This is a genomic window from Paraburkholderia strydomiana (assembly GCF_031456815.1).
Lineage (GTDB): Bacteria > Pseudomonadota > Gammaproteobacteria > Burkholderiales > Burkholderiaceae > Paraburkholderia > Paraburkholderia caledonica.
In genome coordinates this window covers 36,007-59,424 of record NZ_JAVDVL010000017.1, presented here as the reverse complement: position 1 = coordinate 59,424, position 23,418 = coordinate 36,007, and the positions used below count along the sequence as shown (strand labels likewise).

Annotated in this window: 21 protein-coding genes and 1 pseudogene; 7 read left to right on the top strand and 15 right to left on the bottom strand. The window is 60.0% G+C overall.

Features of this window, described 5'->3' with window-relative positions; genetic code table 11:
• Window positions 1-205 precede the first annotated feature (205 nt).
• The 3 genes from J2W46_RS30625 to J2W46_RS30615 are packed head-to-tail and all read left to right on the top strand — an operon-like array spanning window position 206 to window position 6,128.
• Entirely contained in the window at window positions 206-1,453 is a 1,248-nt protein-coding gene (locus J2W46_RS30625) for an efflux RND transporter periplasmic adaptor subunit (protein WP_374726890.1), read from the top strand.
• Window positions 1,454-1,464: 11 nt separating this feature from the next.
• Window positions 1,465-4,608, top strand: a complete 3,144-nt coding sequence (locus tag J2W46_RS30620) for an efflux RND transporter permease subunit (RefSeq protein ID WP_310359021.1) — start codon at window positions 1,465-1,467, stop codon at window positions 4,606-4,608.
• Window positions 4,608-6,128, top strand: coding sequence for an efflux transporter outer membrane subunit (locus J2W46_RS30615; RefSeq protein ID WP_374726896.1), 1,521 nt, complete (start codon window positions 4,608-4,610; stop codon window positions 6,126-6,128). Before J2W46_RS30620 ends, J2W46_RS30615 begins: the two co-directional genes overlap by 1 nt.
• Window positions 6,129-6,240: 112 nt before the next feature.
• On the opposite strand, the gene J2W46_RS30610 is transcribed toward J2W46_RS30615, so the two are convergent.
• The 4 genes from J2W46_RS30610 to J2W46_RS30595 all read right to left on the bottom strand — a co-directional run bounded on the left by J2W46_RS30610 (window position 6,241) and on the right by J2W46_RS30595 (window position 10,319).
• On the bottom strand, window positions 6,241-6,843 hold the full coding sequence (locus tag J2W46_RS30610; protein WP_310359016.1) for a TetR/AcrR family transcriptional regulator: 603 nt from the start codon (window positions 6,841-6,843) through the stop codon (window positions 6,241-6,243).
• A gap of 83 nt (window positions 6,844-6,926) precedes the next feature.
• Window positions 6,927-7,640, bottom strand: a complete 714-nt coding sequence (locus J2W46_RS30605) for an SDR family oxidoreductase (RefSeq protein ID WP_310359014.1) — start codon at window positions 7,638-7,640, stop codon at window positions 6,927-6,929.
• Between the two features lie 124 nt (window positions 7,641-7,764).
• Window positions 7,765-8,733 (bottom strand): LysR family transcriptional regulator, encoded by a 969-nt coding sequence (locus J2W46_RS30600; RefSeq protein WP_310359012.1) that lies wholly within the window; start codon window positions 8,731-8,733, stop codon window positions 7,765-7,767.
• 212 nt (window positions 8,734-8,945) lie between these two features.
• Window positions 8,946-10,319: a pyridoxal phosphate-dependent decarboxylase family protein gene (locus J2W46_RS30595; protein WP_310359010.1), complete on the bottom strand. Its 1,374-nt coding sequence runs from the start codon at window positions 10,317-10,319 to the stop codon at window positions 8,946-8,948.
• Between the two features lie 227 nt (window positions 10,320-10,546).
• On the opposite strand from J2W46_RS30595, the gene J2W46_RS30590 reads away from it, so the two are divergent.
• Both J2W46_RS30590 and J2W46_RS30585 read left to right on the top strand, forming a co-directional pair.
• Window positions 10,547-11,374: an SDR family NAD(P)-dependent oxidoreductase gene (locus tag J2W46_RS30590; RefSeq protein ID WP_310359008.1), complete on the top strand. Its 828-nt coding sequence runs from the start codon at window positions 10,547-10,549 to the stop codon at window positions 11,372-11,374.
• A gap of 145 nt (window positions 11,375-11,519) precedes the next feature.
• Window positions 11,520-12,704, top strand: a complete 1,185-nt coding sequence (locus J2W46_RS30585) for a thiolase family protein (RefSeq protein WP_310359006.1) — start codon at window positions 11,520-11,522, stop codon at window positions 12,702-12,704.
• Window positions 12,705-12,924: 220 nt separating this feature from the next.
• Here the strand turns inward: J2W46_RS30585 and J2W46_RS30580 are convergent, their stop codons facing one another.
• The gene (locus J2W46_RS30580) at window positions 12,925-13,221 is read right to left on the bottom strand and encodes a putative quinol monooxygenase (RefSeq protein ID WP_310359005.1); all 297 of its coding nucleotides are present in this window, start codon (window positions 13,219-13,221) and stop codon (window positions 12,925-12,927) included.
• Between the two features lie 59 nt (window positions 13,222-13,280).
• Window positions 13,281-13,904 carry a nitroreductase family protein gene (locus J2W46_RS30575; protein ID WP_310359152.1) on the bottom strand — a complete coding sequence of 208 codons (624 nt, stop codon included), beginning with the start codon at window positions 13,902-13,904 and terminating at the stop codon, window positions 13,281-13,283.
• A gap of 460 nt (window positions 13,905-14,364) precedes the next feature.
• On the opposite strand from J2W46_RS30575, the gene J2W46_RS30570 reads away from it, so the two are divergent.
• Window positions 14,365-14,961 carry a CGNR zinc finger domain-containing protein gene (locus J2W46_RS30570; protein WP_310359002.1) on the top strand — a complete coding sequence of 199 codons (597 nt, stop codon included), beginning with the start codon at window positions 14,365-14,367 and terminating at the stop codon, window positions 14,959-14,961.
• A 523-nt stretch (window positions 14,962-15,484) separates the two neighbouring features.
• Here the strand turns inward: J2W46_RS30570 and J2W46_RS30565 are convergent.
• Together J2W46_RS30565 and J2W46_RS30560 are read right to left on the bottom strand one after the other, a co-directional pair.
• On the bottom strand, window positions 15,485-15,718 hold the full coding sequence (locus J2W46_RS30565) for a hypothetical protein (protein ID WP_310358999.1): 234 nt from the start codon (window positions 15,716-15,718) through the stop codon (window positions 15,485-15,487).
• 125 nt (window positions 15,719-15,843) lie between these two features.
• A pseudogene (locus J2W46_RS30560) lies at window positions 15,844-16,149 on the bottom strand (GNAT family N-acetyltransferase); the annotation flags it as partial.
• A gap of 92 nt (window positions 16,150-16,241) precedes the next feature.
• On the opposite strand from J2W46_RS30560, the gene J2W46_RS30555 reads away from it, so the two are divergent.
• Window positions 16,242-16,601 (top strand): hypothetical protein, encoded by a 360-nt coding sequence (locus tag J2W46_RS30555; protein ID WP_310358997.1) that lies wholly within the window; start codon window positions 16,242-16,244, stop codon window positions 16,599-16,601.
• On the opposite strand, the gene J2W46_RS30550 is transcribed toward J2W46_RS30555, so the two are convergent.
• From J2W46_RS30550 to J2W46_RS30520, 7 genes are all read right to left on the bottom strand, one after another.
• Window positions 16,582-16,845: a hypothetical protein gene (locus J2W46_RS30550; RefSeq protein ID WP_310358994.1), complete on the bottom strand. Its 264-nt coding sequence runs from the start codon at window positions 16,843-16,845 to the stop codon at window positions 16,582-16,584. The two genes, J2W46_RS30555 and J2W46_RS30550, sit on opposite strands and share 20 nt — an antisense overlap.
• Entirely contained in the window at window positions 16,839-17,276 is a 438-nt protein-coding gene (locus J2W46_RS30545) for an acyl-CoA thioesterase (RefSeq protein WP_374726889.1), read from the bottom strand. The genes J2W46_RS30550 and J2W46_RS30545 overlap by 7 nt, the downstream gene beginning before the upstream one ends.
• Window positions 17,277-17,385: 109 nt before the next feature.
• Complete coding sequence (locus J2W46_RS30540; protein WP_310358990.1) at window positions 17,386-18,843, bottom strand: CoA transferase; 1,458 nt, start codon at window positions 18,841-18,843, stop codon at window positions 17,386-17,388.
• 19 nt (window positions 18,844-18,862) lie between these two features.
• Complete coding sequence (gene poxB / locus J2W46_RS30535) at window positions 18,863-20,590, bottom strand: ubiquinone-dependent pyruvate dehydrogenase (protein WP_310358988.1); 1,728 nt, start codon at window positions 20,588-20,590, stop codon at window positions 18,863-18,865.
• 25 nt (window positions 20,591-20,615) lie between these two features.
• On the bottom strand, window positions 20,616-21,935 hold the full coding sequence (locus J2W46_RS30530) for an acetyl-CoA hydrolase/transferase family protein (protein WP_310358986.1): 1,320 nt from the start codon (window positions 21,933-21,935) through the stop codon (window positions 20,616-20,618).
• 24 nt (window positions 21,936-21,959) lie between these two features.
• Entirely contained in the window at window positions 21,960-22,487 is a 528-nt protein-coding gene (gene ripB / locus J2W46_RS30525) for a (R)-specific enoyl-CoA hydratase RipB/Ich (RefSeq protein WP_310358984.1), read from the bottom strand.
• A complete protein-coding gene (locus J2W46_RS30520) occupies window positions 22,480-23,331 on the bottom strand; it encodes an aldolase/citrate lyase family protein (RefSeq protein ID WP_310358982.1) in 852 nt (283 codons plus the stop codon). Before J2W46_RS30520 ends, ripB begins: the two co-directional genes overlap by 8 nt.
• Window positions 23,332-23,418 lie beyond the last annotated feature (87 nt).

Below are 23,418 nucleotides of genomic sequence, written 5' to 3'. Positions count from 1 at the left end.
TTCAACGCTGGTGCGCGGCTCTGATTGCTGGACTCCGCTGAACGATATTCCATCTCTCCCTGAACAATCGAAGTCGACGCTCAGTCGAACCCCGTCGCGTCTGCCCCGGCAACGCATATTTCCCTCCATAGGGCGTTGGGACATGTCTTGACTATCAGGATTATGTATGTAATCTTGCGGTTCCGATTGCATTCATTGATCACGGATGGTCAGAGTGAGAGAAAATCTTGATGATGGCGTGGAAGGCGGCAGTGCGCCCACGTCTCGCCAAACTTCGAAACTACGCAAGCGCTCAGCCGCTTATGCGCTTGGCGCGGTCGTGCTGGCCGCCGGGGGAATTGGGCTATATCTGTCGCGCGCGGATCAAAGCGCCGCGCGAGCGCAGCCTCTACCGGCGCATGAAGTGACGGTCATTCGTCCACTCGTGCGAAACATGGAGACGCAACTGGGTTTCCTCGGCCAGTTCTCCGCCGTTGACGAGGTGGAATTGCGCCCGCAGGTCGGTGGCATTCTCACAGGCATTCGGTTCAGAGACGGCGACGTGGTCAAAAAAGGCGACTTGCTTTTCACCATCGATCCGGTTCCGTATCAGATCAGCCTTTCGCGGGCCGAGGCGCTGCTGAAGACCGCACAGGCGCGCCAGCTGCTTGCGAAGCAGGAACTGGCACGGGCCGAGGAGTTGCAGCGCAGCGACGCGGGAACACTTCAGAACGTCCAGCAGAAAGTGGCGGAACTGGATGCAGCCAACGCGGCGCAGCAGGACGCAAGCGCTCAGATCAGGGATGCCAGATTCGACCTGGATCATTGCCGCATCGTCGCACCGTTCACGGGCAAGATCGGCCGGCACCGGGTGTCCGTCGGCAATCTCATCGCCGGCAGCCGGGCAGCGACCAGCCCGACCACCTTGCTTGCGACAATGGTGTCGCTCGACCCGATCTACTTCGACTTCGACATGAGCGAGGCGGACTATCAGGGATTCATGGCTTCGCGCGCCGATGCTGGAGGCCCACTGTCCAACGGTGTGGTGCTGTCGACGGCAGGCGAGTCCTCGTATAACCGCGCGGGCAAGCTCGACTTCATCGACAACGTTCTCGACAGGCGTAGCGGCACCATCCACGCCCGGGCCACGGTCGCCAACAGTCGTCTCGATCTCACGCCGGGCCAGTTCGCCAGAGTCCGTCTGGGCGTCGGCCAGGCGCTACCGGCGATGCTCTTGCCGGACGCCGCGGTCATCCCCGATCAGTCCGATTACCTCGTGATGACCGTCGGCAACGACGGTACCGTCATACCCAGGCACGTTAAGGTCGGCGAGGTTCGCGACGGCCTGCGGGTCATCAGGTCGGGGCTTGCCGCCGACGAACGCGTGGTGGTGGGCGGACTACCCTACGCATCGCCCGGCTCCAAGGTCGTCGCCCGAAATGGCGACGTTGCGGCCATTGCGGCGACGCACTGAGACATCAACCCATGCGTATCGCTCACTTCTTTATCGACCGTCCGCGCTTTGCGACCGTCGTCAGTTGCTTCCTGACCCTGATCGGCCTCGGCGCAATGTTCGTCTTGCCGGTGGCTCAGTACCCGGACATCGTTCCTCCGACCGTGCAGGTCACCACGTCGTATCCCGGCGCCTCCGCCGAGACGATCGCGCGAACCGTTGCCACGCCGCTCGAGCAGCAGATCAACGGTGTGGAAAACATGTTGTACATGAGTAGCCAGTCGACCGGTGACGGAAGGTTGACCGTGACGGTGACGTTCCGCATCGGCACCGATCTGAATGTCGCACAGATGCTCACGCAGAACCGCGTGCAGGACGCCTTGCCGCGTCTGCCGGATGACGTGCAGCGCCTCGGCGTACAGGTGCGGAAGGCGACGCCCAGCATTCTGCTTGCCGTGCATCTTTATTCGCCCGACAGTACGCGCGATACGCTTTATTTGTCCAACTACGCGACGCTGCATGTGAAAGACGCGCTGGCGCGCCTGCAAGGTGTCGGCGATGTGCAGTTCCAGGGGGCTCGCGAATATGCGATGCGTATCTGGATCGATCCCGACAAGGCGGCCGCGAACAACCTCACTGCGGGCGAAGTCCTGTCTGCGCTGCGGGCACAGAACGTCCAGGTGTCGGCGGGCGTGCTCAACCAGCCGCCGACCAACGGCAATGCGGCGTACCAGATCAACGTCGAGGCGCTGGGCCGCCTCACATCGCCGGCCGAATTCTCCGAGATTGTCGTCAAGTCGGATGCACAAGGACGCGTGACGCGGGTTCGGGACATTGGCCGCGTCGAGATCGGCGCGGCCGATTACGGGTCGACTGCGTTCATGGACCGCCGCAATGCATCGACGTTGCTGATCTACGCGGAACCGGGTGCCAACTCGCTCGCGGTGGAGAAGTCCGTACTCGCGCAGATGAAGACGCTGCAACGCGCGTTTCCGGTCGGCGTCGATTACAAGATCATCTATGACCCGACGATCTTCATCGGCAAATCGGTGGACGAAGTCATTGTCACCATCTTCGTTGCGGTGCTGCTGGTGGTCGGCGTCGTCTTTCTGTTCCTGCAGAACTGGCGCGCGACCATCATTCCTGTCGTGGCGATTCCGGTCTCGCTGCTCGGCTCCTTCATCGTGCTCGCGATATTCGGGATATCGTTGAACAACCTGTCTCTGTTCGGCCTCGTGCTCGCCGTGGGGATCGTTGTCGATGATGCGATCGTTGTGGTGGAGAACGTCGAGCGCAATATGCGCAGCGGGATGTCTCCGGTTCTGGCCGCCCATCGGACAATGGACGAGGTCGGCGGCGCGCTTCTATCGATTGCGCTGACGTTGTGCGCCGTCTTCGTTCCCTCCGCATTTCTCAGCGGCATCTCGGGGCTGTTTTTCCGGCAGTTTGCGGTGACCATCGCCGCGTCCACGGTCATTTCGTGCTTTGTGTCGTTGACTCTGAGCCCGGCCCTGTGCGCTGTGCTGTTCAAGCCGCACGTCGATCACGCGAGCCCGGAGAGCAGCGCGGGCCCGCTCGTCCGGGCGCTGCATGCAGGCTTCGGGCGCTTCAACAGAGGGTTCGAATGGCTATCGCTCGGCTACGGCCGTCTGACGAAACGGTTGATCAGGGGACTAGCGGTCGTGCTTGCCGTGTACGTCGCGCTCATCGGCATAACCGGCCTCGAGTTCGCGCGCACGCCGACCGGTTTCATTCCCGAGCAGGATCAAGGCTACCTGATCACGGTGGTGCAGCTGCCGCCGGGAGCCTCGCTGCAGCGAACGGAAAACGTCGTGAGGAAAGCAATCGACGTGTCTTTGACCACGCGAGGCATCGAGCACGTTGCGCCGTTCGTCGGTCTGGATGCCACTACGCAGACGGTTGCCTCGAATTCCGGCACGGTGTTCTCCGGCCTGCCTTCGCTCTACGAGCACTCGTTGCCTGGCGTCACTGCGGGCACCGTGCTGGCGGACCTACGCAAGCGTCTCGCCGTCATCAAGGATGCGTATGTGCTGACCATTCCGCCTCCACCCGTGCAGGGGATCGGCAATGCCGGCGGCTTCAAGATGATGCTGGAGGATCGTGGGGGTCTCGGATCGCAAGCGCTGGTCGACGCGGCAAAGGCCCTGGTTGCGGCGGCTAACAAGGACCCTCATTTTGCGGGCGCCTTCACGCTGTTCAACGCCGGTTCGCCGTCCATCTTTGCAGACATCGATCGGGTGAAAGCGGAGAAGGTCGGGCTGACGCCTACCGATGTGTTTTCCACCTTGCAAGTTTATCTGGGCTCGCAGTACGTGAACGACTTCAATTATCTTGGCCGTACCTATGAGGTCATCGTGCAGGCAGATGGCAATTTCCGACGGGATGCAGCCGATATTACGCGGCTCAAGGCGCGCAACCGCCAGGGCGACATGGTCCCGATCGGCAGCGTGGCGACGATGGAAGACCGCACGATTCCTTACCGTGTGCCTCGCTACAACCTGTATCCCGCTGCGGAAGTGCAGGGCGTGGCTGCGCCGGGCGTCGCGACCGGCACCGCGCTGCGGCGCATGGAAGAACTCGCGCGGGAGGTGCTTCCCCAGGGCATCGACTTCGAATGGACGGACCTCGCGTATCAGCAGCAGCAAAAAGGCACGCCGACGCTGGTGGTGTTCGGTGCGGCAGCGCTGTTCGTTTTCCTCGTGCTGGTCGCGCAGTACGAAAGCTGGCGCTTGCCGCTGGCGATTGTGCTGATCGTGCCGATGTGTATTCTTGCGTCGGTGACGGGGCTCGTGATACGGGGCATGCCCATCGACATCCTGGCACAAATTGGCTTCGTCGTGCTTGTAGGGCTCGCAGCAAAGAACGCGATTCTCATCGTCGAGTTCGCCCGGCAGAAGGAGGACGACGGCTCGACTCCCGGCGCGGCGGCGGTTCACGCGGCGCGCACCCGACTGCGTCCGATCCTGATGACGTCGTTCGCATTCATTCTTGGCGTGGCGCCGCTGGCCGTGGCAACCGGGGCGGGCGCGGAGATGCGGCAGTCGCTCGGTACGGCAGTGCTTTTCGGCATGCTGGGCGTGACGGGGTTCGGGCTTCTGTTCACTCCCGCCTTCTACGTTCTCATCCGCAAAATCGGTAAGGACAAGGTGCAATGATGCGCATCCGACACAACAGGAATGTATTGTCCGCGGCGCGGCATGGCATGCGTTGGACCTCCAGTCTCGCAGCCGCCGCAGTGCTGTCCGGCTGCATGGTCGGCCCGGACTACGTCGCGCAGAACGTTCAGCTGAAACCCATCGCCAAAGCGACGCAAGCCGGCGCCGACAATAAACGGGAAGCTGACATAGAGCAGTGGTGGAAAGAGTTCGACGATCCCATGCTGTCGGAGATAGTCAGGGACGTCCTGGCCCAGAATCTCGACCTCGCAGCAGCACTCGCGCGAGTCGAGCAGGCGCGCGCAGCGGCGGCATTCGCAGGCGCCCAGCTGCTGCCCACCGTGGACGCAAACGCAAGCGCGACCGCCGAGCATCAGAGCGTCGTCGGACCCGAGGGCAGTCTGGCGCGAAACTTCCCCGGATATGGGCGAGACCAGAAGGAATATGCGGTGGGTGCTGCTGCTTCGTGGGAAATCGACGTGGCGGGCGGACTTCGCCGCAATGCCGGCGCCGGGCGCCTCGAGTACGAGGCAGCCGAAGCCGACAAGGCCGGTACGCGAGTCACCGTACTGGCTGACGCCGCCGACGCTTATGTCCAGGTCCGGGGTCTGCAGGCGCGCCTGGCGGTAGCGGAAGACCAGATCCGCACCGAACAGCATCTTCTCGATCTCGTGAAGGCCCGAAAAGCCGCGGGTGCTGCAACGGAACGTGAGGTCGCGCAGGCCGATGCGCTGCTCCGGCAGGCACGCACGTTGCCCCCGGCGTTGAAGACCGCTCTCGAGGCTCAACTGAACCGGCTCGACGTCCTGCTGGGCGTGCAGCCTCATACCTATGCGGCAAAGCTGGCCATACCGTCGCCGATTCCTGCCGTGCCGGGTTCGAGCTTCACGGCAACGCCGGGCGAACTGCTCAGGCGCCGCCCGGATATTCTCGCAGCGGAGCGGCGCCTGGCGGCGGCGAACGAGAGGATCGGTGCGGCTATTGCTGACTACTATCCGAAAGTATCGCTGTCCGGCGTGCTGGGTTTCGATAGTCTTTCCGCCGACAAACTGTTCACCGCGCAGGCGTTCCAGCCTTTGATCACGGCTGGCTTGCGCTGGCGCCTCTTCGACTTCGGCAAGGTGGATGCCGAAGTAGCAGCAGCGAAAGGGCGCAACGCCGAGGCCATCGCGCAATACCGGCTGACCGTGCTGCACGCCGTGGAAGATGTGGAAAACGCGTTCGTCGGGCTGTCGCAATCACAGCTGAGGGCGTCGGAGCTTGAGGCAGAGGTGACTTCCCTGCAGCGTGCCCGCGACCTGTCGGAGACAGCATATCAATCCGGCGCAATCACGCTCACTGACGTACTCGATGCCGATCGCCAGTTGTTGAGCGCGCGCGACGATCTCGATGCGACGAGGGCCGACGCGGCACGAGCGGCTGTCGGGGCGTATCGCGCGCTGGGCGGTGGCTGGAGTGCGGACGACTCCGCACTGGCAACAGCACCCGGCCTATCGGCGCCGCAAACCACCGCACGCTGAAACGAAATGATGCGCGCCGGACGAAAGACGCTTGCGTTCAGCGTTCAGTCAGCGCGCACCAGCGGACGGCAGTCCGGCAAACGCGCGCACCGAAGTACGGCCGCCGCGTTTCTCAGGACGCGCGTCTCTTCTCTTTCACGATTTCGTCGCTGTATAGCGACAGCAACTCGCTCGTGACATTGCGGAGAATGGATCGGGAAAGCTCGCGGTCGGGAACCGCTCTCGCGAGCGACAATGCGCCGACGCAGGCGCTGAAGATCGTCATGGCCTTTGCGCGCTTTTCGGCATTCGTTCCCGACGCGAGCAGCGACTGGAGCAGGCCAAACATGCGCGTTACACGTGCGCCGAATGCGTCTCTGACTTCTTCGCTCGCTCGAGAGACATCGTTCGCCAGTGCCGCCATCGCGCAACTGCCCGGCAAATCGTCGCGGTGCGCCTCGGACAGATAACCTTGAATTGCCTGGCGAAGATTGCCGCGCGCCAGATCTTCCCAGCCGTCGAGATCCGCGAAAGCCTGCAGCATTGCTTCAACGACAAGATGATCGCGCGTCTCGAAGTGCCGGTAAAAGCCGCCGACTGTCATGCCAGCTTCGGACATGATGTCGGCGACGCTGATTCCTTCCAGGCCTCGCTCGCGGAATCGCCTCGCCGCGATCTCGACGATCCGCGCATGTGTCGCCGCCTTCTCTGCCTGTGAGTGTCCCATTGCGTACATGAACTAAAGAGCTTCTGTCGTATAAGTATAATCCTAACGCGGGACATGCCGGCACCCTGCGGCGCCGGCTAGCCAGGCCTTCTTCAGAACGGCAGATCGGGGTGGATATACGCGGGACTGTCGCTCGACAACGACGCCTTGATTTTCTCGGTACCCGCATCGGCGAGAACTTCGTAACTTCCTTGCTCAAGCGCGCTCAGCGCCGCGGCCGCCACGTCGTTGGGGTCGGACTTGGGGACGTCTACACCGGCGGTCATGTCGGTGTCGAGAAAGCCGACGTGAAGTCCAAGCACCTCGATTCCGCGCGGCTTTGTCTGCAGGCGCAGCGAATTCGTGAAGCTCCACGCTGCATGCTTCGAGGCAGCATAGGCCGCAAGCATCGGGGCGCTCACCCATGTGGCGTCTGACAGCACGTTCACGATCGCCGAGGGCGCATTTTTGCCGAGCGTGTCGGCGAACGCTTGCGTGGTGCGCACTACGCCGTAATAGTTGGTCGCAAAGATGCGCTCGGACTGATCGATCAATCCCGGATCGAGCGCGCCGTCGCTGAGCAACGCGATGCCGGCGTTGTTGACGAGCAGATTCACGTCGCCGCACGCAGCGGCGGCGCGCTGCACAGACTCTGGGTCCGTGACGTCGAGTTCCACTGCCTGGATGTTCTCCACGTTGAAGTTCTTCGGCTGGCGTACGCCAACGTACACTTTGCTGGCGCCGCGCTTGAGTGCCTCTTTTGCGAAGGCCAAGCCGAGGCCGCGGTTACCGCCGGTCACGAATACCACTGCTCCATTCAAATGCATTTTGCTACTCCGTTTCATCGCGGGCAGAAAGACGTGGGCTGCCCAATAACCCGTAATCATCGACGACATTCGTATTGCCAGTGACGATGCGTTGGTTGCGCTCCTTGCAGCATGATCCGCATGCTCACGTGGAGTACACGGGGGCTGCATGTTCTATCGCAGTGCGGTCAGTGTCGTCAGCGCGCGAGCGCTGCAGCGATGGGCACGACGCAAAAATCGAGGCTGTCCACTCCACGAACACGCGCACCTTTCGCGAAAGGTGACGATGACTCGGGTAGACAATCGCAACCGGAATCGCGCGCGGCTCATGCGCCGGGAGAATCTCGCGCAACGCTCCCGTTTCGAGATGCTGGGCGACCATGAACAGGGGCGGCTGGATGATGCCCAGGCCTTCCAGTCCGCACTTCACATAAGCGTTGGCATCGTTGACCGAAATGGGTCCGGCGAGCCGGTACTCTCGCATCGACACGCCATCGGACAAACTGAGGTCATGTAAGCGGCCGGTTCTTCCGGAGAAATAGTGGATCGCGTGGTGATACTTGAGATCATCCAGCCGATCTGGCGTGCCGTGAATGCGCAGATAGCTGTCGCTGGCAGCGGTAACGGTGCGGAGCGAGCCCAGACGTCTCGCTATAAAGCTTGAGTCCTCAAGTGTCCGCAGCGTGATCGCGCAGTCGACACCCTCATGTACGAGATCGCCAAGCCTGTCCCCGAAGCGCACCTTGAGTTCGATGCCTGGAAATTCGCTGTGGAATGAGGCCAGCTTGGGAATAACGATGCCTTGTCCAACTGACGCTGGCATCTGAACATGTAGCTTGCCTTTGAGCTCTCGACCTGTCGGCGTGAGTTCGCTTTCGGCTTCTTCAACATGGGCGAGGATCCGCACGCAGCGCTGATAGTACTCTGCTCCTTCGGGAGTCACGCTCAGACGGCGTGTTGTGCGATGGAGCAGGCGAACGTTGAGGTGCGCCTCAAGTGCCTTGAGTATGTTCGTTGCCGATCCATGCGGCAGGTTCAGCGACTCAGCAGCGCGAGAGAAACTGTTCGTCTCGACGATGCGCGTGAAAACCTGCATAGCTTGCAGTCGATTCATCTGGTGGCGCCGCCAGGTAGTGACTGTCATGTCTCTACTGGCTATCCGGTCAGTCTTCCATTTTAGGATTATAAGCATTCACCAGAAATCCGGTGTGCACTTTTTATCGCTGTGTGAGGTGGCGCAGCCGGATTCCCGGGGGGCTCTTCGCATGCGAGCGGTCCCCTTTGGCTGGAACCGCCACCGGCGGCGTCGGATGACTTTGTTAGCAGTCAGTGGTCGGCCTCACGCCAGTCACGCTTGAGTCGCTGAAGTAACTGGCTGACTCGCGCGATGTCCTCATCGGTGGTGCGCCAGGAGGAGACACTGAGTCGAAACGCTTTTCGGCCGTTCCACACAGTCGGGCCGAACCACGTCTCGCCGGATTGTTCGGCGCGCAGGCGTACCCCTTCCGTTTCTTCGTCGGTCGTGCCGCAGGCAATCACCTGATTGAGAACAACCCGGTTGAGCACATCGAACCCGGCGGACCGGAGATTGCCTGCAAGTGCCTGAGCCTGCCGGATGTGCCGCTCGACCATCTCTGCCACGCCGTCTTTTCCTAATGAGCGAAGCGCGGCCCACACAGGGATGCCGCGCGCGCGTCGCGAGAATTCGAGCGTGAGATTCTTTTGTGCGTTCTTCGAGCCGGTCGCGTAGACGGCGTCGCTGTTCATGGCGGCCGCCAGGGCGTCGGCATCACGGCAGATGCCCATTGCGCAGTCATACGGTGTGTTGAGCCACTTGTGGCCATCGACGGTCCAGCTGTCGGCGCCGTCGATTCCTGCAGTGAGATGCCGAACGCTGGCTGCTGCTCGCGCCCACAAACCGAAAGCGCCATCGACATGCACCCATGCACCCGCGGCTTTGGCTACGGGAATGATCTGCGCGAACGGGTCGAATTCGCCGGTATTCACCTCGCCCGCCTGGAGGCACAGAATGGTCCTGTCGTCGAGCACAGGAAGTGATTCCGGGCGAATACGGCCGTTCTCGTCAGTAGGCGCCTTGATGATCTGCTCGAGGCCAAAACCCAGCACTCGTAGCGCCTTGAGTACGACAACATGAATCTTTTCGGACACGACAACCTTGATTTCCGGTCCTCCGTGAACGCCCTTCAGATCGGCATCCCAGCCCGCGCGATGTAGAAGATGACGCCGTGCTGCCGCGAGACAGGCCAATCCGCAAGCAGTCGCCGATGTCCCGAAGCCGACGGCGCTTTCTCGCGGCAAATCCAGAATTTCGAGCAGCCACCGTGCAGCAACTTCTTCCACCTTTGCACTGACGGGCGACGTCAATGCAAGCGGCGCGCCGTTGTCCCATGCGAGCATCAGGCGCTCTGCGGCGGCGGGCGCGGGCAGCGCGGCGCCGACGACAAAGCCGAAGTAGCGTGGCCCGTTCGTGGTGACCGTTGCCGGCGAGCCTATGTCGTCGAGCATTGCCAATGTCTCCGTCGCCGATCGGCCCGAGTCGGGCAACGGCTCGTCGAACGCTACGAGGCCGGTCACGGCATCCTTGTCGGGGAACACTCGTCTTGTCGATACCGTTTGGAGATATCGAGCGGCGCGGCGGTCGGCGTCTGTTAAGAGCTTTGCTTCTTCATCGTTAGTCATGAGGTCAGTCCACAAGTTGGATTCTGGCAAGGCGTCCGAAGGGAACGAAAACGGGTGTCGGAGTCGATTCAGATCGGGGTTAAGTCAGCCGAACCGAACTCGGGAATCAGGAGTATATACACACTCCTCATCATGGGAACATTAGCGCTTGACAATGTGGAGTATGAATATAATCATGAAAGGGAGCGTTCCATCTTGGGGCGTCAGCTGACGGCGGAGATCTGCCGATGGCAGACGATGTCTTACGAAAAACGGTGAATATGGTGGACAAAGCATTACCAGTTGTCTTGATTACTGGCGCTTCTAGCGGTATCGGCGCTGCGTTTGCTGATCGCTTTGCCCGTCGCGGACACCCGTTGATTCTGGTCGCGCGAGACACTGATCGACTAGGCGCAAAGGCCGGCAAGCTGCGCGAAGAGACCGGCGTGGAAGTTGATGTGATTCGCGCCGATCTAACAAACGCGGAGGAGCTGGCCTTGGTCGAGTCGCGACTCGCTGAAGATGCCAATATTGGTGTGCTCGTCAACAATGCCGGTGCAGCACTGCCGGGCAGCTTCCTGGATCAGTCTGCTGACGACGTCGCGGGCTCGGTAGCGCTGAACGTTACGGCCGTCGCACGGCTCGCACGTGCGGCCGCGGGTAACTTTGTCGCAAAGGGAGAGGGTGCAATTGTGAATGTTGGTTCTGTGCTTGGCCTTGTGCCCGAGTTCGGAATGACCATTTATGGCGCGACCAAGGCCTTCGTGCAGTTTCTGTCGCAAGGTTTGCAGGCAGAGCTGGGTGAGAAGGGCGTATTCGTTCAGGCGGTTCTTCCTGGGGCCACACGAACCGAGATTTGGGAACGGAGTGGGCGAGACATAGCTGCCCTGCCAGCGGTGATGGCGGTGGACGACCTGGTCGATGCGGCGCTTGTCGGCTTTGACCGTCGCGAGGACATTACGATTCCGGCTCTACCCGACCTTGCGCAGTGGACTGCGTTCAACAACGCACGCGTCGCAATGATACCTAACCTGAGTCTCGCCGAGCCCGCAGCGCGCTACCGCAATCCTGCGTAGCCGCCAGTATTCACTGGCGGTCACTGCGGGTCACTGCGGGTCATTGGTAGGCGCTAGTAGTGACAAGGCAAGTAGTCACTAGCAGGCGCGGGCGCGGACGCCCGCGTCACACATGCGCGAGTCGAGTTCGCGCAAGGAGAGGACGATGCAGCACCGTGACGTTGTTATCTGCCATCCGGTCCGGACGGCAATCGGATCGTTCAACGGAACCTTGAAAGACACACCTGCTACCGAGCTTGGCGCAGCCGCGATTCGGGAGACTATCGCCCGCAGCGGTCTCGACCCGAAGGAGGTTGGTACGGTGGTAATGGGTAATGTCGTTCAGGCGGGAAATCAGATGAATCCGGCCCGGCAGGCGTCGATTCATGGACGTTTGCCAGTCGATGTACCTGCGCTCACGGTCAACCGGGTGTGCGGTTCCGGGGCGCAGGCGGTTGTGTCGGCTGCGAAGGATATCTGGCTTGGGCTTGCTGAGGCTGCGGTCGCCGGCGGGATGGAGAACATGGACCGCGCCCCGTATCTTCTTGCAGGCGGACGATGGGGCTACCGAATGGGCAATGCGCAACTGTACGACAGCGTATTGCGCGACGGTCTGAACGACGCATTCTCGGGGCAGCATTCCGGCTGGCACACGGAAGATCTGGTGAAACGCTTTGGCTTGACGCGCGAAGCGCAAGACCAATGGGCCGAACGTTCACAGCAGCGCTATGCCACTGCGCAGGCGAGTGGCGTCTTTGAGAGTGAGATCGTTGCACTGCAGATTCCTTCACGCTCAGGCCCGGTCACGTTCGCCCGCGACGAAGGCCCGCGGCCGGATACGAGCATGGAGGCGCTCTCACGGCTGAAGCCGGCATTCCGGCCGGACGGAACCATCACAGCCGGTAACGCACCGGGGCTGAACAGCGGTGGCGCTGCAATGGTCGTTGCCTCGCGTTCGTTCGCCGACGAACGCGGTCTGGATGCATTAGTGCGTCTTGCCGGCTTCGGTGTGGCTGCGGTAGAACCCGACATGTTCGGCATTGGACCCGTGCCGGCTGTCAGGCAGGCTATCGAACACGCTGGCTGGGCGTTGGGCGACGTGGACAGGATCGAAATAAACGAGGCGTTCGCGGCCGTTCCTCTAGCAGTAATCAAGGAGCTTGCCTTGCCACCGGATATCGTCAACGTGGACGGAGGTGCTATTGCACATGGTCATCCAATCGGCGCAACAGGCGCCATCCTGGTGAGCCGGCTCGCGCACGCCATGCGCCGCGATGGATTGCGTCGCGGCCTCGTTACCTTATGCATAGGCGGCGGGCAGGGAATCGCGCTCGCGCTGGAAGCTCTTTGACAACACGTGCTCCGTGCCTGGTGCGGGGCGCCCTTCATGCCGTCTGCACGCAACGGCGGCTCGGGTGCTGCAACGGAGCACCACGCTATTCCGCTCGAAACTTTCGAAGGTTATTCTCTTCGGTGTTCCGCTATCGTTCGGCCGTGCCTTCAAACCGACGACTTCGGAACTCAGTGAATCGCTGACCTTGGCGCAGGGCATGATGCCTTGCGCGTAACGATCAAAGACCTCGCAGCCTTGTGACGCGTGGCGGTGCGGACAACTTGCCTTGAAGGAACGCAAAGACTTCCTTCGTTGAGTCCAGAGCAACGAAGCTTTGATGTGCGCTGTGCGTTGCGAAGACCTCTATCAGCCTGATCCGGCTGCGATCTTCTTCAACAGATGTCTGCAAGAACAGATCGCAACCCGGATGCTGGAGCGCGATCGGGTGGCTGGATTGAAGGCGTGAGATCACTGCTTCAGTGAACTCGCTGAGAACGTCAAGTTCGACCAGGATAATGACTTTTGAATCTGCCATGCGTACCTCTCTCGCTTGAGCCGGCAAACTCGTTGGCAGGAGTTTGCCGACCATGATTGTCAAACAGTCTGAATCAGAGCATCCCAGTCCTTCCGTACCTTCGCGAGCTTGGCAAAACTGTCGTCTGCGGAGCGCTTTCCGACCACTGCCAAAGCAGTAGCCGTCAGCCCCATTCCGGACAAGTCGAGAAGCTCGTCGATTTTTGCTGGCAAAAATCCTTCCATTGGGCAGGCGTCGATGCCCGCCTGCGCTGCCGCGGCGATAAAGATTCCGAGTGCCAGATAGACCTGCTTCTGCGCCCAATGCGTTCGGTCGGCGGATGCTAGCCGCGAAACGGCGCCGACGATTTGCTGTTCGCGCTCACGCATCGAGTCCCGGGGAACGCCGCGAACTTCACATGTGAGATCGACAAACTGGCCAACGGTCTTTTCGTCAACGTGGGTCTGAGCGGCAAACACGACGAGGTGCGATGCTTCTTCCACCTTTTCGAACCCGGGAACATTCGGCGTAGCCTGCGTGCGGATGAGCTTCCTGAGAGCGGGGTCTTGAACGACGAACACCTTGAACGGTTGAAGGCCGAACGACGTCGGTGCGAGTCGCACGCACTCAAGCAGATCTTCGAATTCCGATTCGGCCAGTTTTACGGACGGATCGAACTTTTTGGTGGCATAACGCCATTGCATGGATTCAACCAATGACATGAAACGGGTACCTCATGAGTCAGATGGGCGGAATTGGATGGGACCCGACGACAGCAGAGAATCTTAGTCAACGAGCAGGTAATTGGCTAAATCAAGTATGCCCATTACGTGAACAAAGCGCAAGCGTCACCGGACGAGGAAGCGCCGAGTGGTTTGAGGCAGATCGCGGTCGGGGGTGAACCGTGGTTGGAGCCGATGTTTGCAATCGCGACTATGCCGTGGCTGTCGACCTGCGCTCGGTCGCAGAGCGCCGGAGAGAGTAATCAGCCCAAACGGTGATAAGTCGTTTCTTGGCAAATCTTGTTGGTCTTGGTGTCGGTCCAGCGCTAGTGCTGGTGACATCGGAGAGGAGCTCGTCTACAGCTTCGTGATGAGGGTCAGATCGTATGGACTACAAGTCAGTGAGCATCAAGATTGTCCTTTGTAATTGGCATGCCATATAATGCATATTACTGATCGGTTTGATCCGCAGAAAGTGTTGCGGCGTTGGGGAGATGTCATGGGTGAAAGTGCGAAGGAAGAGGCAATAGCGCGCATCGTTTCCTTGTTGAACTCGAAGGGCGTGGGCTACGAGGCCGGCCATGATTTATTGGCCAAAAACAGCCGGTATGAAGATTTTTGCCGGGCGACGGGGTACGCTGGATCGCTCAGGGCGAATGCGCGGACGCTCCACGACCTGCGCGGGCTTCGGGAGGCATTGCTTGCTATGGTGCAGGGCGTCCGTAATACGAACGACGCTTTTGTCGAAGTCGACACTATCTCGGCGCGTTACGGGTTTTGTTACGTGTTCGATAGCGAAGGCGGCGTCTCCGCGCAGGCCCGGGAGCGCTCGGTTGTCTCTGAAGTTCTCGCCGACGTTGCCGTAGTCAGCGCTGCAAAAGCTTGGGATCGAATCAAGATTTGCGCAAACGATGAATGTGGCGCCGTGTTTTTTGACCCGACGAGGGCGAAGAACCGCAGGTGGCATTCGTTCGATGTTTGTGGCAATAAGTCGAACGTTGCGGCCTTCCGCGCGAGAACCGTTGTCGACGAACGTTGAGCGATCAGACCGGCAAGCTGTCCCAGCATCAACCAAAGAATCGGTGCGCAAAGGGGCGTCTTCGAATGGGTTAGGGTAGCAAAACCTGTTAGACGATGTTCGTCGCAAACAGGTCATTCAATTGGCCACGATTTCTATCAACTGAACGGCCGAAATTGGCCGACAGTGACCCGAACAGGAGATTGGTGGTCACTGCTTCGCAGGGTCTATCCATCCCAGGCGAAGTCCGCGAACGTGTTCGTCTCGGACCTGCTTGACCGATTCCGCATAGCCTAGATCAGCCTCAATCTCGCCAACGCAACCCCAGCAGTCACCGCCACAGTTCATCGACAAGGGGTCGTCGGGCTGATCGAGTGCTCGTCCACATATCTGGCATTTCATCGCTCGGCTTCCAGGGTGTGAGTTTGCGAAATTGTCTGCGATTTGCGCCGCTATGGCGAACGACCGGTTGTGGTCGCACGCCGCCTTATGCAAACTGCATCGGAAATCGTAGAGTACAACTGCGGGAAGTGATCGAGGCGGATTACTTCAGTGCGTGAATCACAATGTCGCGCAACCTTTCAGCCTCATCTTTTTGTCTGCGCGGTACGACTTCATCATCAACAACTCCAGAGAGCCGTGACTGCAGAATCATAAAAATTTCTGTACCGGTCGCCCCTTCGGACAGTGCACCTCGAAGCCCCTCTGCGTGCAACGCAAAATCAGCCTCAGCAAGCGAACCGGCCAACTCTTCAACAGCGTCATAAACATGCGTCATCGGCACATTCCTTTGACTCTCGATGGCGCATTGTCGACGATCTGTCTTGCGCTGTCGAACGGCCGCTTGTAGCCGGTTTTGGAATGCCGCGACATTCGACGCGGCGCGCCTCTGGCCCCAAAGGGTTAGATCGTCGCGTCAGGGGAGCTCGTCCAGCGGGCCAGCTTCTCTTCCAACTGGTTCTTCACGTCAGGCCATTCCGTATCGATGATGCTGAATCGCACCGAATTGCGTTTGCAGCCGTCGGGTATGATCCGCTCATGGCGCACGATACCTTCCTGCTTTGCGCCGATGCGCAAGATTGCCGCTCGTGATTTCTCGTTTAGCTCATCGGTGGTGAACTGCACCCGGACAGTCTGCATTACTTCAAAAGCATGCTTCAACATGAGGTATTTCGCCTCCGTGTTCGCCGCTGTTCGTTGAGCGGACTGCATATCTTATTGCGTGCTTCGACCATGATTCGCTGGTCTTCACGGTCCATGCAGGCGATTGTCGATTTGGTCTCGTTCAAGGAGCCGGGGCCGTGGAATGGAAAACACCCGTCCACTCCCTGGCGACTGCGCTGGGGCCGGTGGATGAGAAAGCTCTCGCAAACGCCGAGGGTATAAACCAGCTTACCAGGAGCTTTGCTACACGACGGTTCTGCGAGCCGGAACTGCAACAATGGCATCTACCGATCCCTAACTCGGCGGTCCTGGGCACGGACGGCTTCTGGGCGGCAATGACCCCGACAGCGCAATCCCAAGCGTGCGGACAGCAGGGCGAGACACAGATGCGTGCCGAGGAGGATAGCAGCATGCTCCTGGCGTCCCCGGCGGAAGCGTTTTCAATCAATCACAATGGCGACGAGCCGAACATCTACGTCAAATTGCGAAAACCGTAACGGCTGCCACCAACAAAGTGACGACGGCGAAGAAAATGACTCGTCTGGTAAGCGCACTAGATTCGCCCATGCTTTCGTCGCTGAATAGGCTGCCGAGCGGATCAAAGACGTTTTGTGGCAGTCGCGTTGCTGCAAATACGGTCGCAGTGGCAGACGCGATAAATCGTGGCTTCTTGGGAGACGGCAAAGCACCATACACTTGACCAAAGGAATCCTCAGGCTCTGAAGTGACACCTTTCAACATACGGCTTCTTGCCCCGCGGTGCCAGTCTGCAAGTTAGCGATGGGCGGGAGTGGCCGCGGACGCCGATTGTCGTCGGTAGCGACATAGGTTAGCACCGCGTCGGTCACCTTCACTACTTCCGTCGCATAGCGCATGCGCTGTGCGTAGACCTCAACTGACACGGTAACCGAGCTATTCCCTGTTTTCACAATGCTGGCGTAGAAGCTCAGCAGATCACCAACGAACACAGGCTGCGTGAACACAAACGAATTGACGGCCACTGTTACGACACGACCGTTTGCGCGACGGCATGCTGGCACCGAGCCGGCTATATCCACCTGCGACATGATCCAGCCGCCGAAAACATCTCCGTAAAAGTTCGCGTCTGCAGGAAGCGGTACTACTCGCAGCACGCATGATTCAGGAGGAAGGTGAAGCGGTTCTTTCATCATGCACCTTTTAGCAATTTTGGCGGGGAAGTGCGGAGGGCTGACGCGGCTCTCCAGGTTGTCCGGAATCGGCAGGTTCCGTCGGAGTGAGAGCCGCTGCCATTAGCGCTGCTCAATAGCGACGGTCTTGCCACGTCGCCGGACTCGCACCGTATGGTTCGAGCATCTCAGCCGCTGGTAGCTTCATGGCGCCGAATTGCAATGGAGGCTGGAGGCCAGCAACAGACCCGTAAGGCGTTTGAATCGCAACGAGCTTGGCAGGATAGTTATCATTGGAAGGGAGCTCACTTTGAACCGATACATCGAGCAAACCCATTTCCTGCACCCACATAGCACTTCTCGCCAGCGACAGTTTCACGTGGTAGGAGCCGCCTTCAATCGACCGCCTCAGCAGTGCTGCCATCATGCCGGCTGCTGCAAGATAGCCGGTAATCAAGTCGGCAAGATAGAAAACAGGCGAAAATCGCGGCTTTCCGGGAAGCCCCTCGCGCACTGCGAATCCGGTTGCTACCTGGCCATTCTGGTCAAACCCCGGCCTCTCGGCCCACGGTCCCGAATGTCCGTACGCGTTTACCGTCAAACAGACAATGCCCCGGGCATTACGTTCTGCCAGTTGTTCGGGCAACAGACCGAAGCGAGCATTCACGCTGTGCCGATAACTTGTCGTGAAGATGTCGGCATGGGCAGACAGGTGCAACATCTCGGCGCGGTCTGCAGAGTCCCGCAGATCCAGGTATGCACATCGTTTGCCTATGTCCACACCCAGATGTTGGGCGTGGGTATCGGGATACGATGGTGAACTGATATGCAGCACGTCTGCTCCATACTCGGCGAGAGTACGAGCACTGCGAGGCCCCGCCAGTACGTGAGTGAAGTCCAGGACGCGGACACCCTGTAGTGGTGAGTTCGCGCCCGTGAACGGTGCAAACGGCACCACCGGACCGTCTGAAATTTTTTCGATTTCGACGACCGGCGTGGCCTGGAGTTCACGGCCTTGTGGATGGGCAAGCCACTCCTCTCTCGTAAATGCGCGGCAAGCGGGGAGTCCAGCCTCCGCCACAGCGGCTTCGAGTGCCTCAGAATCCCACTTGGCGACTTCGCGTGCGATGGACTCCTTATTGTTGCCGCAGTCAAAGAAGTTGAGATATCCGTCGAGCAGCTTTGGATAGGGCGGCCCCGCTTCCAGCATCACATATCGGCCGTCGCGGCATAGAAACAAGTCGTTGACGGCGACATGCTCCGCGCCGACGTTGATGGGGCGTCCTTGCTGCGCCACGTAATGCGTCGGATGCAGGAAGTGCAGAGCATCGACGATGTCAATAGACACATCGGTGCTGATGCCGGTGCGCATGTTCCAGATTGCGGCGCCGGCCATGCCGATAAGCAACTGAGCAATACCAGACGCCTCCCCCAAACGATGCGGAGAGCGGATAATCGGATCGCTGCCATTCAGCACGGCATCACCGGTGAAGTATTTATTCAGCCCAAGCGACGTGGCCATGCCTGCAAGGAGCGGCAGTTCTCCTAGCGAAAGTCGACGCGGGGTGAGATCGGGATGTGAATGTGTCATTTGTCGATTCTCCCAAGGCTCACCGACGCAAGTGATTTGCCGCCAGATCAATTACTTCATCTGCGCGACCATTAAGTACCGCTTTGAGCATGTACAAAGTAAAGCCTTTGGCCATTGCGGATGTCACCTTGGGCGGCATGGCGAGTTCCATCCGGGTGACAGCCGCGTCGACGACGACGGGGCCGGGGTATGCCAGTGCCTTCCCGAGCACATCTTCGACGTCGGCAGGATCGTCCAGGCGGAAGCCCTTGATGCCGACGCTCTCTGCCATGGCGGCGAAGTCCGGATTGTCCAGGTGGGTGCCGGTGTCAAGAAAGCCGCTCGATTTCTGTTCGAGTTCGATGAAGCCGAGCGAGCCGTTGTTGAAAATGATTACCTTAACCGGGAGATTCAGTTGCTTCAGACTAAGCAGGTCGCCCATCAGCATCGTGAAACCGCCATCGCCGCAGAGTGCGACGACTTGTCTGTCGGGCGCCGCCGCCTGTGCTCCGATGGCTTGAGCGAGTGCGTTGGCCATCGAACCATGCCAGAAAGAGCCGAGCAGGCGTCGCCCGTTTCCCATGCGTAGATAACGTGCTGCCCAAACGGTGGGCAGGCCGACGTCGGCCGTGAAAATTGCATCTTTCGTTGCTTGTTCGCTCGACACGCGCACGACATGTTGAGGATGAAGACGTCCGCCGGGGCGTCCGTTAGCAAGTTCATCCAGTGATGCGCGTGCCGCGCGATAGTTTCCGAGCGCCTTCTCGAGGTGTTCCCGGTTGTCTTTCCTGCGAAGACGGGGAAGCAAAGCGGAGAGGGTGGCGCGCACCTGGCCAAGCACCCCAAGCTCGACAGGCGCTCGGCGTCCGATCGCCTCGGCTCGGATATCAACCTGAATGATGCGCGCGCCGGCGGGATAGAATTGCCGGTAGGGGAAGTCGGTGCCCAGCATTAGCAGGACATCGCACTGCTCCATTGCGTGGTACCCAGATGCAAAGCCGATCAGGCCGGTCATGCCGACATCGTAAGGGTTGTCGGCTTCGACGTACTCCTTCCCGCGCAGCGCATGCACGATGGGCGAGGCGAGTGTCTCTGCCAGCGGCAACAACGCGTCGAGTGCGCCTGCACATCCGCCCCCGCATAGAAGCGTAATACGCTCTCCGGAGTTGAGAATGTCCGCCATGGCGTCCAGCACATCGGGCTGCGGCACGATCTCCGGTCCAGCGAGGCACAGAGCCTTCCTGCTTGGAGCAGGTGCTGAGGTTGCGGGCTGCAGCGCGACGTCCCCTGGTATGACGATCACGCACACGCAACGCTCGGCCGATGCTCGACGGAGGGCGGTATCGAACGCACGTGGCATTTGCTCTGGCGTAGCGACGAGTTCACAGTAGTTGCTGCATTCGCGAAACAGCTGCTCCGGGTGAGTTTCCTGAAAATAGCCAGAGCCGATTTCTGCTGACGGAATATGTGCTGCAATGGCTACGACAGGCACCCGTGAGCGATGGCAGTCGAACAGGCCATTGATAAGGTGCAGGTTCCCGGGACCGCAACTGCCGGCGCAAACGGCTACTTCTCCGGTGATTGCGGCGTCGGCTCCGGCTGCGAATGCCGCTACCTCTTCGTGCCGCGTATGCAGCCATTCAATGCCGCCGTGGCGGCGTAGCGCATCGGTGAATCCATTAAGACTGTCACCTACGATGCCGTAGACGCGCCTAACGCCGGCGGTTGAAAGGGTGTCGACCATCTGGTCGGCGACGGTGCGTGTCATGGAAGCCTCCAATAAGATCGAACAGTCAGACCAGATGTAGATCGCGGGCCGCCTGAAGCAGCTCATCCCGGAACCGCGGATCGGCAATGGCGATCAGACTCAATGCTCTCTCCGTGGACGATTTGCCTTTGAGATCCGTCCAGCCGTACTCAGTGACCACGATGTGGGTATCGATGCGTGGTGTGGTGACCGGGCCGTCCAACCGTGGAACAATGCGCGAAATCTGTCCTTTTGCGGCAGTGGCACGACAGGCGATAATGGACTTGCCGCCCCTGGAGGCATAGGCGCCGCGCACGAAGTCGAGCTGGCCACCCGAGGCGCTGTATTGGTGGCCGAGCACGTGTTCCGAGTTGCATGCACCCGTCAGATCGACCTGCAGCGTCGCATTGACCGAGATGACGCGGTCGTTCTGGGCGATGATGTGCGGATCATTCACGTAGTCCACCGGCTGGCTGTAGATCGCCGGATTTTCGTCGATGAATTCGTACATCGCCTTCTGTCCCATCGCGAAGGTAAACACCGTCTTGCCGGTATCCAGCGCCTTGCGTCGGTTGTTAACCACTCCGCTTCGGATCAGATCAATCATTCCGGGGCACAGAGCCTCCGTATGAATGCCCAGGTCGTTGCGTGTGGAGAGCTGTCCGCAAACGAAGTTCGGTAACGCACCCACGCCCATCTGCAAGCATGCGCCGTCCGGAACCATCTCAGCGATCGTACGGCCGATGGCTTCGTCCTCAGGAGCTGCCTGGCGGACCGGCAACTCGAACAGAGGCGCTGTGTGCTCGACAATGGCGCTGACCTGTGAAACGTGGATTTGCGCGCCATTACCCTGGACGCGAGGCATATTCTCATTGACTTCAACGATCACGCGGCGTGCAGTCTGTGCCAGCCGGCTCGAGTAATCGTTGCCGGTGCCGAGGCTGAAGTATCCGTGGCGATCCATCGGCGACACGATCATCAGTAAGGTATCGATGCCGATATGCTCGCCGAGCAGCCGTGGTGCCTGATGGAATGTACTTGGCACGTAGCTGACCACCTTGCGTCCGTCTTCCAGTCCGCGCTTGATGAGCGCTCGCTCGGCCGAGGTGATGAACATACTGAACGGGGCGATCCGATCGTTGAGTTCGTAACGAAGGATCGTTTCGTTGAGCAGCGGCGTCGACTCGTAATAGTAGGCCCGAATGCCTTCGACTTTGCCGGCTGCTGCACGGTCGGCCAATGCGGCGAGCAACGCTGGCGGTTCGGCTGCCGCCATTCCGATCGAGATCCGGCTACCCGAGTCGATAAGCGAGACTGCGGCCTCCGGCGTCGTCAGCTTCGACTGGTAGAGAGTGGCGATGTTCATGGTGATATTTCCGCGGTATAACGATTAGTAGTTCGATGCTTCTTCGGGAGAATGGCCCCGGCGATAGACAAGCATCGTGCGTTCGAAGCTCATGACCTCGTCGCCGTTCTGGTTGATACCACGCGTCAGTACGGTGACGATGCCTTGTGTGGGGCGGCTCCTGGATTCGCGCTTATGCAGCACAGTGCTCTCTGCATAAAGCGTGTCGCCTGCGAATACCGGATGGCTTGCTTTGACCTTGTCCCAGCCCAGATTGGCGACTACCTTTGCGCTGACCGTGCGTACGCTCATTCCGGTTAGCAGCGCCAGCGTGAATGTGGAATCGACCAGCAACTTCTTCCATTCGGTCTTGGCCGCATATGCCGCGTCGAAATGCACCTGCTGGATGTTGAGTGTCAACAGTGTGAACCACACGTTGTCGGTGTCCAGAACAGTGCGTCCTGGACGATGTTCGAACGTGTCACCGGGATTGAAGTCCTCGTAATACAACCCGGACGTTTCGCGGTAGCGCTGATCGCCAACGCGCTTGTAGGCAGGCAGAATGTTATCCATGGTGTGCTCCTTCAGGGGAAGTGGAAAGACCCGCCGCGTCGAGTACCCGGCGTGCTTTGCGCGCCACGGCCTCGTCGATCATCGCGCCGTCTAGCAGGCCGACTCCGGCAGCATTGACGGCAAGAACCGAACGTGCGTGTTCGACTTGCTCTGCTGTTGGCGTGAATGCGGAGTTGATGGTGGCAACCTGGCGCGGATGGATCGCGGCTTTTCCGACGAAACCCATATCGACAGCCTGTTCCACATCACGTTGAAAGCCAGCGTCATCGTGCAGATCGAACCATGGTGAATCGATGGCATCGACACACGCGCGGGCCGCGGCCGAAATCAGCCGGGCGCGGGCGATAAGGAGGTTCGGCGCGCGGCCGTCACATCCATAGTCCGCAGCCAGATCGGCGGCACCCAGCATTGCGGCGCGAAGCCGCGGCGTAGCTGATAGCGATTCATGAGCTGCATCGACACCGCGGGCACTCTCAATCAATGCGACCAGTGCGGTGGACGCGCCGGCTTCGGTCAGTAGCCGGTCAAGGATCTGGAGTTGGACGGGTGATTCGACCTTCGGCAGCAAAAGCAGGTCAGGGGTTGCTTCGCTTTCCAGAATGGCGGTCAGGTCCGCGAGTCCGGTGCGCGTTCCAAGCGCATTGACGCGGATCACGCGGGCTGGGCCGTCACTCGCCGCGTTCAATGTCTGCAGCGCGATGGATCTTGCTCGGTCCTTGTCGACGAGCGCCACCGAGTCCTCAAGATCCAGGATAAGGATGTCAGAAGCCACTGACGCGGCTTTCGCAAATCGCTCAGGGCGGGTGGCCGGTGTGAATAGCCAGCTTCTAAGACTGGTGGGCATAACCATGACCTCCTTGTTGATGTTGATCGTTCGGAAGTCATGCTAAATAGACGCGGTGGAAATCGCGATACGGCGATGGCGGCGATT

What these genes read in the sequence shown, in the direction of transcription:
- J2W46_RS30625 (WP_374726890.1), top strand. Translation starts at nt 206, where the DNA reads ATGGTCAGAGTGAGAGAAAATCTTGATGATGGCGTGGAAGGCGGCAGT.
- J2W46_RS30620 (WP_310359021.1), top strand. Translation starts at nt 1,465, where the DNA reads ATGCGTATCGCTCACTTCTTTATCGACCGTCCGCGCTTTGCGACCGTC.
- J2W46_RS30615 (WP_374726896.1), top strand. Translation starts at nt 4,608, where the DNA reads ATGCGCATCCGACACAACAGGAATGTATTGTCCGCGGCGCGGCATGGC.
- J2W46_RS30610 (WP_310359016.1), bottom strand. Translation starts at nt 6,843, where the DNA reads ATGTACGCAATGGGACACTCACAGGCAGAGAAGGCGGCGACACATGCG.
- J2W46_RS30605 (WP_310359014.1), bottom strand. Translation starts at nt 7,640, where the DNA reads ATGCATTTGAATGGAGCAGTGGTATTCGTGACCGGCGGTAACCGCGGC.
- J2W46_RS30600 (WP_310359012.1), bottom strand. Translation starts at nt 8,733, where the DNA reads ATGAATCGACTGCAAGCTATGCAGGTTTTCACGCGCATCGTCGAGACG.
- J2W46_RS30595 (WP_310359010.1), bottom strand. Translation starts at nt 10,319, where the DNA reads ATGACTAACGATGAAGAAGCAAAGCTCTTAACAGACGCCGACCGCCGC.
- J2W46_RS30590 (WP_310359008.1), top strand. Translation starts at nt 10,547, where the DNA reads ATGGCAGACGATGTCTTACGAAAAACGGTGAATATGGTGGACAAAGCA.
- J2W46_RS30585 (WP_310359006.1), top strand. Translation starts at nt 11,520, where the DNA reads ATGCAGCACCGTGACGTTGTTATCTGCCATCCGGTCCGGACGGCAATC.
- J2W46_RS30580 (WP_310359005.1), bottom strand. Translation starts at nt 13,221, where the DNA reads ATGGCAGATTCAAAAGTCATTATCCTGGTCGAACTTGACGTTCTCAGC.
- J2W46_RS30575 (WP_310359152.1), bottom strand. Translation starts at nt 13,904, where the DNA reads ATGCAATGGCGTTATGCCACCAAAAAGTTCGATCCGTCCGTAAAACTG.
- J2W46_RS30570 (WP_310359002.1), top strand. Translation starts at nt 14,365, where the DNA reads ATGCATATTACTGATCGGTTTGATCCGCAGAAAGTGTTGCGGCGTTGG.
- J2W46_RS30565 (WP_310358999.1), bottom strand. Translation starts at nt 15,718, where the DNA reads ATGACGCATGTTTATGACGCTGTTGAAGAGTTGGCCGGTTCGCTTGCT.
- J2W46_RS30550 (WP_310358994.1), bottom strand. Translation starts at nt 16,845, where the DNA reads ATGTTGAAAGGTGTCACTTCAGAGCCTGAGGATTCCTTTGGTCAAGTG.
- J2W46_RS30545 (WP_374726889.1), bottom strand. Translation starts at nt 17,276, where the DNA reads ATGATGAAAGAACCGCTTCACCTTCCTCCTGAATCATGCGTGCTGCGA.
- J2W46_RS30540 (WP_310358990.1), bottom strand. Translation starts at nt 18,843, where the DNA reads ATGACACATTCACATCCCGATCTCACCCCGCGTCGACTTTCGCTAGGA.
- poxB (WP_310358988.1), bottom strand. Translation starts at nt 20,590, where the DNA reads ATGACACGCACCGTCGCCGACCAGATGGTCGACACCCTTTCAACCGCC.
- J2W46_RS30530 (WP_310358986.1), bottom strand. Translation starts at nt 21,935, where the DNA reads ATGAACATCGCCACTCTCTACCAGTCGAAGCTGACGACGCCGGAGGCC.
- ripB (WP_310358984.1), bottom strand. Translation starts at nt 22,487, where the DNA reads ATGGATAACATTCTGCCTGCCTACAAGCGCGTTGGCGATCAGCGCTAC.
- J2W46_RS30520 (WP_310358982.1), bottom strand. Translation starts at nt 23,331, where the DNA reads ATGCCCACCAGTCTTAGAAGCTGGCTATTCACACCGGCCACCCGCCCT.